Origin of the sequence: Pseudomonas sp. CFBP2511 (assembly GCF_030209255.1) — a bacterium.
GTDB classification, from domain to species: Bacteria; Pseudomonadota; Gammaproteobacteria; order Pseudomonadales; family Pseudomonadaceae; genus Aquipseudomonas; species Aquipseudomonas avellanae.
This window is the reverse complement of record NZ_JARVSI010000024.1, coordinates 237,619-249,709: the sequence shown is the minus strand read 5'-3', so window position 1 is coordinate 249,709 and position 12,091 is coordinate 237,619. Positions and strand designations below refer to the sequence as shown.

At 59.2% G+C, this 12,091-nt stretch carries 11 protein-coding genes and 1 pseudogene; 5 read left to right on the top strand and 7 right to left on the bottom strand.

The genetic code is table 11. The features are described from left to right. Nucleotides 1-128: 128 nt before the first annotated feature. The 7 genes from QRN38_RS20900 to QRN38_RS20870 form a co-directional block, all read right to left on the bottom strand. Entirely contained in the window at nt 129-437 is a 309-nt protein-coding gene (locus QRN38_RS20900; RefSeq protein WP_057417902.1) for a hypothetical protein, read from the bottom strand. Nucleotides 438-486: 49 nt separating this feature from the next. Beyond that, nucleotides 487-1,665, bottom strand: a complete 1,179-nt coding sequence (gene nhaA, locus QRN38_RS20895; RefSeq protein WP_007243734.1) for a Na+/H+ antiporter NhaA — start codon at nt 1,663-1,665, stop codon at nt 487-489. A gap of 157 nt (nt 1,666-1,822) precedes the next feature. Then, nucleotides 1,823-3,337, bottom strand: a complete 1,515-nt coding sequence (locus QRN38_RS20890) for an ABC transporter substrate-binding protein (protein WP_007243735.1) — start codon at nt 3,335-3,337, stop codon at nt 1,823-1,825. Nucleotides 3,338-3,386: 49 nt separating this feature from the next. Beyond that, on the bottom strand, nt 3,387-4,367 hold the full coding sequence (locus tag QRN38_RS20885; protein WP_007243736.1) for an ABC transporter ATP-binding protein: 981 nt from the start codon (nt 4,365-4,367) through the stop codon (nt 3,387-3,389). Beyond that, complete coding sequence (locus tag QRN38_RS20880) at nt 4,364-5,368, bottom strand: ABC transporter ATP-binding protein (RefSeq protein WP_057415312.1); 1,005 nt, start codon at nt 5,366-5,368, stop codon at nt 4,364-4,366. Before QRN38_RS20880 ends, QRN38_RS20885 begins: the two co-directional genes overlap by 4 nt. After that, the gene (locus tag QRN38_RS20875; protein WP_011105045.1) at nt 5,365-6,228 is read right to left on the bottom strand and encodes an ABC transporter permease; all 864 of its coding nucleotides are present in this window, start codon (nt 6,226-6,228) and stop codon (nt 5,365-5,367) included. The genes QRN38_RS20880 and QRN38_RS20875 overlap by 4 nt, the downstream gene beginning before the upstream one ends. Continuing rightward, nucleotides 6,225-7,172, bottom strand: a complete 948-nt coding sequence (locus tag QRN38_RS20870) for an ABC transporter permease (protein WP_005769341.1) — start codon at nt 7,170-7,172, stop codon at nt 6,225-6,227. The genes QRN38_RS20875 and QRN38_RS20870 overlap by 4 nt, the downstream gene beginning before the upstream one ends. A 338-nt stretch (nt 7,173-7,510) precedes the next feature. Here QRN38_RS20870 and QRN38_RS20865 point away from each other — a divergent pair, with 338 nt between their 5' ends. From QRN38_RS20865 to QRN38_RS20850, 5 genes and pseudogenes are all read left to right on the top strand, one after another. Next, nucleotides 7,511-8,275, top strand: a complete 765-nt coding sequence (locus QRN38_RS20865; RefSeq protein WP_005769344.1) for a LuxR family transcriptional regulator — start codon at nt 7,511-7,513, stop codon at nt 8,273-8,275. Nucleotides 8,276-8,378: 103 nt separating this feature from the next. Further along, nucleotides 8,379-9,320 carry a proline iminopeptidase-family hydrolase gene (locus QRN38_RS20860; RefSeq protein WP_024668100.1) on the top strand — a complete coding sequence of 314 codons (942 nt, stop codon included), beginning with the start codon at nt 8,379-8,381 and terminating at the stop codon, nt 9,318-9,320. A gap of 256 nt (nt 9,321-9,576) precedes the next feature. Then, nucleotides 9,577-10,344 (top strand): annotated as a pseudogene (locus tag QRN38_RS28380) (MCP four helix bundle domain-containing protein); the annotation flags it as partial. After that, nucleotides 10,321-11,202: a methyl-accepting chemotaxis protein gene (locus QRN38_RS28375; protein WP_375233730.1), complete on the top strand. Its 882-nt coding sequence runs from the start codon at nt 10,321-10,323 to the stop codon at nt 11,200-11,202. The pseudogene QRN38_RS28380 and the gene QRN38_RS28375, both read left to right, overlap by 24 nt. A 243-nt stretch (nt 11,203-11,445) precedes the next feature. Continuing rightward, complete coding sequence (locus tag QRN38_RS20850; protein ID WP_003379656.1) at nt 11,446-11,946, top strand: GAF domain-containing protein; 501 nt, start codon at nt 11,446-11,448, stop codon at nt 11,944-11,946. Nucleotides 11,947-12,091: the final 145 nt, after the last annotated feature.

Here is a 12,091-nt window from a genome sequence, read left to right as displayed (position 1 = left end):
TTCTGTCGCGACGCGGGCGGAATAAATGGAGCATACAGTGGACTCTCAAAATAAGTCAGATTTGCCGAGTCCCTGGCATGTCAGTTCTTTATCGACATGCCGTGCGGTTTCTGTATGTCAGATTGTGATCAGAGGGTGGACACTCGATCCAGAATCAACTTCACGGCCTGCTGATCGGTTTGCGCCTCCGCCATCAACTCCGCCACCCACCCGCAACCGGACTTCTCCAGATGAACTCGCCAATCGCCGGGACATTGCTCAAGTTCGGCCAGGTTCAGGAATATGCAGCCACCCCGCTCAGCGTGCCCGCCGGTAAGTGACTGCTCAAAACAGAACGGCTTGTCGGTCCCGGATGTATCGACACTGAATGCATACACATCGTGTTTCGGGTCCTCAAGCGATGGCGCGCAATTGCGCTGACTGATCAGTTTCAACATTTACCGATGCCCCCTTGGCTATATGAGTTGAGATTACCATTCCCTACGCTCACCCCCGCGCCCCAAACCTGCGCAACACCACCACCCCCAACAACGCCGACAACACCGACCCGATCAACACGCCCACCTTGACCTCGTCCACCAGTGCCGGCGCGCCCGGGAAGGCCAGTGCGCCGATGAACAGGCTCATGGTGAAACCGATCCCGCACAGTGCCGCGACGCCGTAAAGCTGACCCCAATTACTGCCGTCAGGCAAGCGTGCCAGGCCGGCGCGGATGGCCAGTGCCGCAAGGGCGAAGATGCCGACCTGTTTGCCGATCAACAACCCCAGCGCGACGCCCAGCGGCACCGGGTCTACCAGTTTGTCGACGGTGATACCGGCCAGCGACACGCCCGCATTGGCGAACCCGAAGATCGGTACCACAGCAAAAGCGACCCACGGGTGCAGTTTCTCTTCCAGATGAAGCAGTGGCGAGCTGGCTTCTTCATCAGCTTTGCCGAGCGGAATGCACAGCGCCAGGGCCACACCTGCAAGGGTGGCGTGGATGCCGGACTGGAGCATGAAAAACCATAGCAGCGCGCCGATGAGCAGGTACGGCAACAGCTTTTTAACGCCCAGACGGTTCAGCGCCACGAGTACGGCGATGGAGCCCAGCGCCGCCAGCAGCATAGGGACGGACAGATCACTGGTGTAGAACAGCGCAATGATCAATACCGCGCCAAGGTCGTCGAGAATCGCCAATGCCGACAGGAAGATTTTCAGGGACAACGGTACGCGTTTGCCGAGCAGAGAAAGCACACCCAGGGCAAAGGCGATGTCGGTCGCAGCCGGGATGGCCCAACCACCGATGGTGTCTGGCTGGCCCCGGTTGAATGCCACGTAGATCAGCGCCGGCACCACCATGCCGCCCAGTGCCGCAAAGCCCGGCAAGGCGCGCTGGCTCCAGGACGCAAGCTGGCCTGCCAGCATTTCGCGCTTGATCTCAAGGCCCACCAGCATGAAGAAGATTGCCATAAGGCCGTCGTTGATCCAGTGCTCTACCGACATGCCGGCGAGCACGGTGTGCAGCGCTGCAAAATAGCTGTCAGCCAACGGCGAATTGGCGACGATCAGGGCCGCCAGCGCAGCCGCCATCAAAATCAGACCGCCAGCGGCTTCGGCGGCGAAAAAGCGCTTGATGAACGCCAGCGCGTTCGGGGATTCGGTACGGGGGGTGGGGTTGTGCATGAGGGGCTCCGCGGGGTACAGCGCAAAAAGGCCGCAACTTTACCACTCGCAGAGCCTGTCGAAGCGCAGGTAAACCTGAGGATACAAATTAACGCACACGCCAGTCATCGCTCGAAGAATCAGGGCTCTGGCCAATCAGCAGAGAGCCCTGCCCGCCTCACTTCTTGACGGTTTCTTCAAGGGTGAATCGGCCCAGCGGGTTCTGACCGAAGTGCTCGATGTTCTTGCGTGAAACACTGATGTAAGGGCTGTAGTACAGGTCGATCCAGTTGACGTCGGCTTTGGCCATTTTCTGCAGGTCGATGTACATCTGCTCACGCTTTTTGGGGTCCATTTCCACACGCGCAGCAGCGACCAGTTCCTTGACCTTCTCGTTCTTGTAACGGGTCATGTAGTTATTGTTGGTGTCGTGACCGAGCACGAACGTGGTTTTCTGGTCCGGGTCGAGAATGTCGTTGGTCCAGTACATCACGGAAATATCGTAATCACCGTCGATCAGCATCTGCCAGCTCTGGCTCGGATCAACCTTCTGCAGCGTGGTGGTCACGCCGACCTTGGCCAGTTGCTGCTGAAGCATGACCGAGATCTGCTCATCGACTTCGTTGCCCGCATTGACCACATAGTTGAGTTTCAGGTCCGAGGCACCGGCGTCAGCCAGCATCTTTTTGGCTTTGACCGGGTCGTAGGGGCGTTGCAGGTTATCGGCGTAGTGATACAGGGCGCCTTTGGGGATGTAGGAATTGGCTACCGTACCCTGCCCGAAAGTGGCGGCATCAATCAGCGATTTCTTGTCGATGGCCATGTCCAGTGCCTGGCGTACTTCCGGCTTGGCCAGCGCGCCGTGTTCGTGGTTGATCAACAAGTGATCTTCGCGGGTGGACGGGTCCAGATGCACCACCAGATCAGGGTTCTTCTTCAGATTTTCGATCCGAGAGAAGGGCACCAGAATCGCGGCGTCCAGCTCGCCCTTCTGGACCATCAGTACGCGCGTGTTGTCATCCGGTACCGAGATCCACTCGACACCATCCAGGCTGACGCTCGGCGCCTCCCAGAAGTTGGGGTTCCTGGCCAGAATCACCCGGTCACCGCGCCGCCACTCTTTCACCGTGAAGGCGCCGGAGCTGACAGGCTTTTCGGCGTAAGCCTCTTCGCCGAGGGTTTTCATGGCCTTCTCGGAGAGGATCGAAACGTTGGGCAGTGCCAATTGCGAAAGGAACGAGGCTGAAGGATTTTTCAGCGTGATGACCAGGGTATGCGGATCGGTCGCGACGACTTTGTCGATGATCTTGTAGGAATCGCTCCACAGCGAGCCTTTATCGTCGCGAATTCGCAGCAGGCTGAACACCGCATCACTGGCGGTCAGCTCAGAACCATCAGAGAACTTTGCCTCACGCATCTTCAGCGTATAGGTCAGGCCATCAGGCGAGATCGACCAGCTTTCCGCCAGCCCCGGCAACAGCTTGGTGCCTTTGTCGTCCACCCGGATCAGCACGTCGTAGACGTTGGAAAATACCCAGTTGTCGATGTTCTGCGCGCTTTTGATCGGGTCGAAGGTGGTGCCGTCTTCACGACGGCCGATGGTCAGCACGCCCGCGGCTTCTGCCACACCCGCTGCCAGGGAACAGGCCGCCAACATAGCGACGGTCAGCATTTTCATTGGTCGAGCTTTCATACACATGAACTCCTTGCCGGTGTCGGGACAAATGTTGTTGTCAGTCGGATCAAAAAACGGGCGCATCGAGTACGCAGTCATAGCGTTGTTCACCGACATAGCGGGTCGGCGGCGCAACGCTGCAACAGGTGGGCCGGGCAAAACGGCAGCGCGGATGAAACGCGCAGCCATCAGGCAGATGCAGGGGGCTTGGCGGCTCGCCCTGCAACGGCTCGCTGGGCAATGGGCGATCCGGATCAATCTCCGGGATCGCCTGAATCAGCGCAGCGGTGTAGGGATGGCGCGGCCTTAGAAAGACCGCTTCGACCGGGCCTTCTTCAACAATTTTGCCCAGATACATCACCGCCACCCGGTCGCACAGCCGCCGCACAATGGCCAGGTCGTGAGCGATGAACAGAATCGCCAGGTTCATGCGTTCACGCAGTTCCAGCAGCAGGTTGATGATCTGCCCCTGAATCGACACGTCCAGCGCTGCCACGCATTCGTCGGCAATGATCAGCCGCGGCTCGATGGCCAGTGCGCGGGCAATGCCGACACGCTGACACTGCCCGCCGCTCAATGCACCGGGCTTGCGCTCGGCAAACTCGGCGCGCAGGCCGACCATGTCGAGTAACTCGATGACCCGCGCAGGAATGTCGGATGCCGCGACCTTGCGCTGCACTTTAAGCACCTCGGCCAGCGTGGCACCGACGGTCATGCGCGGGTTGAGCGAGGAAGACGGGTCCTGAAAGACCATCGCCGTTTCACTGCGCAGACGCTGTAAATTGATGCCGCTGCCCTGCGCCACGTCAACATCGTCGAAGACGATTTGCCCTGAGGTAATGTCGTTCAGGCGCAGAATCGCGCGGCCCAAGGTGCTCTTGCCGCTGCCCGACTCGCCGACCAGGCCCAGCGTTTCGCCCGCTGAAATGCTCAGTGACACACCGTTGACGGCATGGACCCAGCGCTTGTTCAGGCCCATGAAACCCGAGCCGGGCGCTGCAAAGCGTACGACCAGATCGTTGACGTTCAACAGGCTGGGGCCGCTCATGAAAGCGCTCCTTGCCTGTCTGCCAGCGGATAGTGACACGCCGCAGCATGCGCAACGCCCATCGGGCGCATCAGCGGCAGCGTTTCGGCGCAGCCTTGGCCGGCATGGCCACAGCGCGCATGGAAGCGGCAGCCGCTGGGCAGCGCGTCGAGCAACGGCGGCTGGCCGGGAATGGTGCGCAACAGGCCGCTGCCCGCGCTGCTGGCGGGCTGGCACTCGATCAGGCCGTGGGTGTATGGGTGTCTGGCGCGGGCCAGCACATCGCGCTTGCTGCCGTGTTCGCACAGGCGACCGGCGTACATCACCGCAATGGAGTCGCAGGTTTGCGCCACCACGCCAAGGTCGTGGGTGATCATGATCAACGACAGCCCGTGACGATCACGCAAGTCCAGCAGCAGACGCAGAATCTGCGCCTGCACGGTCACGTCCAGCGCGGTGGTCGGTTCGTCGGCGATCAACACCTGCGGGCCGCAGCCCAGGGCGACTGCGATCATCGCCCGCTGGCGCATGCCGCCGGAAAACTCGTGGGGAAAGTTATCCACACGCGAAGCCGGATCAGGAATGCCGACCTGACGCAGCAGGTCAATCGCCTGGGCCCGCGCTTCGCGCTTCGATGAGCCCTGATGCAGCCGAAAGCCCTCGGCGATCTGCTCGCCGATACGCATCAAAGGGTCCAGATGGCTGCTTGGGTTCTGGAAAATCATGCCGATCCGGCGTCCGCGCATGGCGCGCATTCCGGCTGCATCGAGTTTCAGCAGGTCAACGTCGTCGAGTAGCACCGAGCCGCCACGCACCTGCAGGTCCGGCGACGGCATCAATTGCATCAGTGCCCGGCAGGCCATGGTCTTGCCGGAGCCGCTTTCGCCGACCAGCCCGAGAATCTCGCCCTGATGCAGGTCGAACGACAAGCGATCGACCAGCGTCACCTCACGGCCACGATGCCTGGCCACATTGCTGGCTACCACACTCATCTCGCTGACTTTCAGCACCGGCGTACTCATCGACGCTCTCCCAGTGTTTCGGCCACGCCGTCGGCCAGCAGGCTGAAGCCCATGGCCAGTGTCACGATGGCGAGGCCTGGAAAGGTGCAGATCCACCAGGCCGAGGTCAGAAACGCCTGCCCCTCGGCAACCATCGTGCCCCACTCGGCCAACGGCGGTTGCACGCCCAGGCCCAGGTAGCTGACCGACGCGCCACTGAGCAACACCAGCACCGCATCGGACATGGAAAACACAATCGAGCCGAACATCGCGTTGGGCAGCAGATGGCGAAACAGAATACGCAGGTGACCAAAGCCCAGGCTCTTGGCCGCCAGGGCGAAATCGCTTTCCTTGAGGACCAGAATCTGTGAACGAATAAGCCGCGCATAAGACACCCAGCCCACCAGCGCCATGGCGATGTAAAAGCTGCTCAGGCCTGGCCCGAGAATCGCGATGATCGCCAGCATCAAGACCAGAAACGGGAACGCCAGAACGATGTCGATGAGGCGCATGCACAGGTTGTCGAATCGGCCACCGATATAGCCCGATAATGCACCGACAAAGGTGCCGATCATGAACGGAAACACCACCCCGATCACGCAGATCTGCAGGTCGACGCGCGCCGCCCAGATCACTCTGGACAGAATATCGCGGCCAAAATTGTCGGTGCCAAACGGGTGTGCGAGGTGTGGCGCGAGCAGGCGCAGTTCGGTGTTCTGATAAATCGGATCGTAGGGTGCCAGCCAAGGGGCGAAGAGTGCCAGCAGCAACCACACGCCAAGCAGCGCACCACCCGAGAGCATCGCCAGCCGGCCATTGCGCAAGCGCAGACGCAGTCGCGAACGCCACTGCGGACGAAGATGAGCCTGAGCGACGCTCATTTGATGTTCACCCGCGGGTCTATCGCGACCGTGGCCACATCGGCGAGGAAGTTGACGATCACCGTGGCACAGGCCAGCACCATCGCCACACCCTGCACCACCATGTAATCGCGACTGAAAATGCCGCGCACCAACAACTGGCCGATGCCGGGGATGGCAAACAGGCTTTCGATAACCACCGTGCCGCTGATCAGCCAGCCGATATTCACTGCCAGCAGGTTGATCGAGGGCACCAGCGAGTTAGGCAGCACGTGACGACGAAACAGCGCGCCTTCACTGACCCCGCGTGCCCGTGCTGCCGTGACGTGATCGGCTTGCAGCTCCATGAGCATGCTGGCGCGCAGGTTGCGGACCAGCACGGCAGACAGCGCAAGGGCGATGGTCAGGCACGGCAGCACCATGTGATGCAGCTTGTCCAGCCAGTCGCTGCCGTAGCCCGACACCGGAAACCAGTCAAGCCGCACACTGAACAGCAGGATCAGCATGATGCCCAGCCAGAACGCCGGCATGCCCAGCCCGGTGGTGGTGAAGACGCGTATCAGGTTATCGCCCCAACTGCCTTTGTTGCGCGCAGCGACCGTCGCCAGTGGCACAGCAATGAGCAAGGCCAGCAGAACGCTGCCGATCACCAGAAATAATGTCGGCTCCAGGCGTGTACCGATCAGCTTGAGCACGTCGATCTTGTACAGCAGCGACTTGCCCATATCACCCTGAAACAGGTTTTTCATGAAGTACAGGTACTGCGTCCACATCGGCTGATCCAGGCCGTACTGGGCGCGGATATTGGCCAGTGCGTCCGGTGTGGAACGGGCACCCAGCAGGATGCGCGCCGGATCACCGGGGATCGAACGCACCAGAATGAAGGTCACCAGGCTGATGCCGAACAGCACGGGCAGCAGTTGCAGCGGACGCTGGAGGATGAAGCGATAACGACCCGGATTCATCAGACGCCCCGATGCTGTGACAGAAGTTTCAGCAGAACCGGAAAGTACGCCGCAGCCCTTTCCACGCAAAAGGGCAAGGCGAAGTTGTAGTCGAACATTCGCCATTCGTCGAATTTGATCGTTTTTTGCTCACCTGGCCCACTCTCATCCCTCATCACACTGCACCTTTGCGGCCATGGCTCATGACATCAACCCTACCGTGCAGCGCGACGGCAGACATCTAGCAATTCTTATAGGTTTTACAGGACTGACAGCCGATTGGACGCAAGCGTGGCACTGTCCTTGCTAATTGCTATATTAAGACCCCAGATTGGTTCAATGACAAAGGAGGTCATGCCATGCATATCAGGTTGTCGGATTTCAATTCGCGTCTGCAATCGGCATCTACGCTGGATCAGCAAATGGATTGCGCCCTGCTGCTGGCATCGGATCTGGGATTCGATGCTGTGATTTACGATTACAGCCCGGTGCCCGTGTCCCATGATGGAGCACTGATTACCCCGTCGTTGCTGTCATTGCGCAACACGCCCGCCGACTGGCATGCGCTTTGGTGCAGTCAGGGTTATTACCAGATAGATCCGGTGCAACACCTGGCCGTCGCCAGCGTCTCGCCTTTCGTATGGTCCTATCAGCCCAGGGCCGAGACGGTGCTGCAAACCTTCCTCACTGACATGCACAAGCCGGTGGTGCGTTATCTGCACGATTCACACATGACGTGTGGCCTGACCGTGCCCATTCACATGCCCAAGGGCGGTTTTGCGACCCTGACAGGCTTGTGTTCTGACAGCAGCGATGTGGCACTGGAAGATGCCCGGCAGAGCCTGGCGGAATTCGGCCTGCTGGCTCATGCGTTTCAGGAAGTCGCCTACCCGCTGTTTGACCAGAAGATGCGTTCCTGCAACGCCATCAAGCTGACCCGGCGTGAACGCGAGTGCCTGAGCTGGTCGGCAGAAGGCCTGACGGCCAGAGAAATCGCCGACCAACTCAACCGCTCGGTCGCGACCGTCACACTGCATCTGAATTCGGCCATGCAGAAACTGGGCGCCAAAAACCGCGTTCAGGCGGTGGTACGTGCCGTTCACTACCGTTTACTCGACCACTGACCGGTTTATTGGCCAAAACCTATTACTTTCTATAGTTATTAAATGCCGCGCACAGCGCTAAGGTGCCCCGAACTATCCAGCAGGGACCGCCGACATGGCAGATATGGCAGACATGACGATCAAGGAAGGTTTTGCGCCCTTTGGCGACTATCAAACGTGGTATCGCATCACCGGCGACCTGCGTGGCGGCGGCACACCGCTGGTCATCCTGCACGGCGGCCCTGGCTGTACCCATGATTACGTGGACTCGTTCAAGGACATCGCCAATACCGGTCGCGCGGTGATCCACTACGATCAACTGGGCAACGGAAAATCGACCCATCTGCCGGACATGGGCAGCGAGTTCTGGACAGTCGATCTGTTCCTGAGCGAGCTGGACAACCTGCTTGAGTATCTGGAGATCGCCGACGACTACGCGCTGCTGGGTCAATCATGGGGTGGCATGCTGGCGTCGGAACACGCCGTACTTCAGCCGACAGGCCTGCAGGCACTGATCATCGCCAACTCGCCCGCAGACATGCACACGTGGGTCAGCGAAGCCAATCGCCTGCGCGAGGAGCTGCCCGACGACGTTCAGGCCACGTTACTCAAGCACGAAGAGGCAGGCACTTTGACTGACCCGGCGTACCTGACAGCGTCTCGGGTATTCTACGACCGCCATGTCTGCCGCATCACGCCCTGGCCAGTTGAGGTAGAACGTACATTCCACCAGATCGACGAAGATCCGACGGTGTATCGCGCGATGAACGGCCCCACCGAGTTTCACGTTATCGGCACGATGAAAGACTGGAGCATTGTCGACCGCCTGTCGAACATCAACGTCCCGACCCTGGTGATTTCGGGGTTTTACGACGAAGCCACTCCACTGGTGATTCAACCTTACGTAGATAACATCCCTGACGTTCGCCAGTCGGTTTTCCAGGAATCCAGCCACATGCCCCACGTAGAAGAACGCATGGCATGCATGGGCCGCGTGGCAGATTTTCTTGACGAGGTCGCCACCTCAGGCAAAGCGTTGCCAGGCGCCAAAGCCCGTTTTGGATGATCAATGTCGCACCGCCGCACAGTAAGCGGGAATACTTTAGTTTCCCGCGATCAGCCTTTTCCGGCACTGTTACTGGAAACAGAAACACCCTATACATCAGCACCAAGCCATTGATTAAAAACAAAAAACTGAAATATGTCGCTCATCATGAAATAACCTTCATCGCAACCCGTTAAAGCTCTACCCACTTCGGCAGAAAAACAGGTATTGGAAGGTACGTATTCACCTTCTGCCTGTTTTGCCGCCGGAGGCAACCATGAATCTTAGATCGTTAAACATTTCGCGCCGGGCCTCCTTGTGCTTCGGCATCATCACCGTACTGTTGATCGGCCTGGGAGGATTTTCCTATGTGCAGATCGACCAACTGCGCACGGCCGAGCAGAACATCGAAGAGAATTCGTTGCCCAGCATTCAGGTCGTCGATGACATCCAGATCGCTCTGCTTCACGCCCGGCTGGAAAGCATCAGAATGCTCGCCAGTACCGACCCCGCCGTGCACAGCACAGCGGAGGCAAAAGCTCGGGAAGCGATCGAGGCGCTTCGCTCAAGCAGCGAGTTCTATCGGAAAAATCTGATTTCAGGTGCGAACGACCTGGCGCAATTCGAAGACGCCAACAGCAAGATGGGGGCCTACATCGACGGCGTGAAACAGATCATCGCCATGGACAGTTCCGATCATGAAAAAGCCCTTTCCTTTGCGAACGCAGAGCAGGTCGAGCGGGCCAACGCCTATCAGGAAAAACTCACCACCCTGCGCGGGCACAATGCTGAGGAAGCCGTAAGCTCCGGTAACGATGCCACGGCGGTTTATAACCACAGCGTCAACGTATTACTGACTGTTGTCATTGCAGCGTCGCTGCTGACGGTGGTGCTGGCCATTGCCTTGACCCGCAGCATTGTCGATCCGATCAGCGTCTCGCTGAAGCTGGCTGAAGACATCGCCGCAGGCGACCTGACCCGGCAGTTGAGCGTTGTCGGCAGCGACGAAGCATCACGGCTGATGAACGCACTGAACACCATGTCGGGCAACCTGCGCAGCACCGTTCAGGAAATCTCCGGCGCCTCTGCGCAACTCAGCACTGCCGCCGTCGAGATGACCTCGATCACGGAAAGTGCGGACCGGACCTTGCAACAACAGAACAGCGAGATCGAACAGGCGGCCACCGCAGTAAACGAAATGAGTGCCGCCGTGGAAGAAGTTGCTCGTAACGCTACGTCCACGTCCGAGGCCGCCAGGCAGTCGAGCCTTTCCGCCGACCTGGGCAACCAGCGTGTGACTGAAACCCTGAGCGCCATGCAAAAGCTCACCGGGCTGGTCGAAGGCTCATCGGAGCAGGTCACGGCACTCGCCGGCCAGGCGCAGGACATCAGCAAAGTATTGAGCGTGATTCGCGGCATTGCAGAACAGACCAACCTGCTGGCGCTCAACGCGGCGATCGAAGCGGCCCGTGCCGGCGAGCAGGGTCGCGGCTTTGCCGTGGTGGCGGACGAAGTGCGGGCACTGGCGCATCGCACGCAAACCTCCACGCAGGAAATCGAGCAGATGATTTCGGCGATTCAGGCCGGTTCGTCCGCGACCGTGGAGTCCATGCAAAAGAGCACACAGGAAGTTCACAGCACGCGCAAGACAGCCGAAGGTGCAGGCGAATCGCTGCGTCAGATCACCGATTCGGTGCTGGAGATCAACAACCGCAACCTGCAGATTGCCACGGCATCAGAACAACAGGCGCATGTTGCCCGTGACGTGGACCGCAGCCTGGTCAGTATCCGTGACCTGGCCGTGCAGAGCAGTGAAGGTACTCGCCAGACGCTGGTGGCCAGTAACGAACTGTCGCAGCTGGCCGTCAACCTGAACGATCTGGTACTGCGCTTCAAGACGTGATTACCGAGCCTTGCGCAGGGACAAGGCTCTTTGAAAAGTGCGTTTTTGCCAAGACACCTGCCCTGAACAAGTTCATGAAAGTTGACAGATGCGTTTAACCCATTAAATAGTTACCCAAGGATAACGACGATATTTCATGTAAGCCACGATCAGGTATGGCAGGATCAGTGCCTGCGCCAGATCGGCAGCGACAGGCGTACTGCCAAGGCTGCATCAGTGCTTTTATGACCAGGGTGACACATTTTGAACAACAACCTGACTTCGGCAGAGCTCGCAGTCATTAGTGAGATCGAAGCCACTTCCAGCCTTCTCAGGCTGGTAACCCGGCTGACCGGGCTGCGATTTGCGGCGATTGCGAAAGTAACCGAGAGCAGCTGGACTGCGTGTGCTGTTTACGACGAAATCCAGTTCGGACTGGAAGCGGGTCACCAGCTCAAGCTGGAAACCACGCTGTGCAACGAGTTGCGCCAGCACCGGCAACCCATTGTGATTAACGAACTGGCCACCGATCCGGTGTATGCCGAGCACCCCATCCCGAAACTCTATGGGTTTCAGAGCTATTTTTCGCTGCCGATCATTTTTCCAAATGGCGATTTCTTTGGCACGCTGTGCGGCCTGGACCAGTTGCCCAAGCAGCTCGACGACGCCGATACGCTCGACACCCTGAAAGTGTTCTGCACGCTGATTGCCAGCACGCTTTACGCGCACTACCAACTGCAGGAAATGCAGGAACTCACCGTTTAACCCGCGCCACATTTCGGGGGCGCACATGCCGCCCCATGACTCACCTGCGCGCCTCGCCTTCCCGATACTCACGTACTACCTTCAACCTGCGCAGTCACGGACGACGGCATCGGCTGCCCCGCGCCCGCCTCGTTAATCACGCGTT

What these genes read in the sequence shown, in the direction of transcription:
- QRN38_RS20900 (WP_057417902.1), bottom strand. Translation starts at nt 437, where the DNA reads ATGTTGAAACTGATCAGTCAGCGCAATTGCGCGCCATCGCTTGAGGAC.
- QRN38_RS20870 (WP_005769341.1), bottom strand. Translation starts at nt 7,172, where the DNA reads ATGAATCCGGGTCGTTATCGCTTCATCCTCCAGCGTCCGCTGCAACTG.
- QRN38_RS20890 (WP_007243735.1), bottom strand. Translation starts at nt 3,337, where the DNA reads ATGAAAGCTCGACCAATGAAAATGCTGACCGTCGCTATGTTGGCGGCC.
- QRN38_RS28375 (WP_375233730.1), top strand. Translation starts at nt 10,321, where the DNA reads ATGAACGCACTGAACACCATGTCGGGCAACCTGCGCAGCACCGTTCAG.
- QRN38_RS20885 (WP_007243736.1), bottom strand. Translation starts at nt 4,367, where the DNA reads ATGAGCGGCCCCAGCCTGTTGAACGTCAACGATCTGGTCGTACGCTTT.
- QRN38_RS20860 (WP_024668100.1), top strand. Translation starts at nt 8,379, where the DNA reads ATGGCAGACATGACGATCAAGGAAGGTTTTGCGCCCTTTGGCGACTAT.
- QRN38_RS20880 (WP_057415312.1), bottom strand. Translation starts at nt 5,368, where the DNA reads ATGAGTACGCCGGTGCTGAAAGTCAGCGAGATGAGTGTGGTAGCCAGC.
- QRN38_RS20875 (WP_011105045.1), bottom strand. Translation starts at nt 6,228, where the DNA reads ATGAGCGTCGCTCAGGCTCATCTTCGTCCGCAGTGGCGTTCGCGACTG.
- nhaA (WP_007243734.1), bottom strand. Translation starts at nt 1,665, where the DNA reads ATGCACAACCCCACCCCCCGTACCGAATCCCCGAACGCGCTGGCGTTC.
- QRN38_RS20865 (WP_005769344.1), top strand. Translation starts at nt 7,511, where the DNA reads ATGCATATCAGGTTGTCGGATTTCAATTCGCGTCTGCAATCGGCATCT.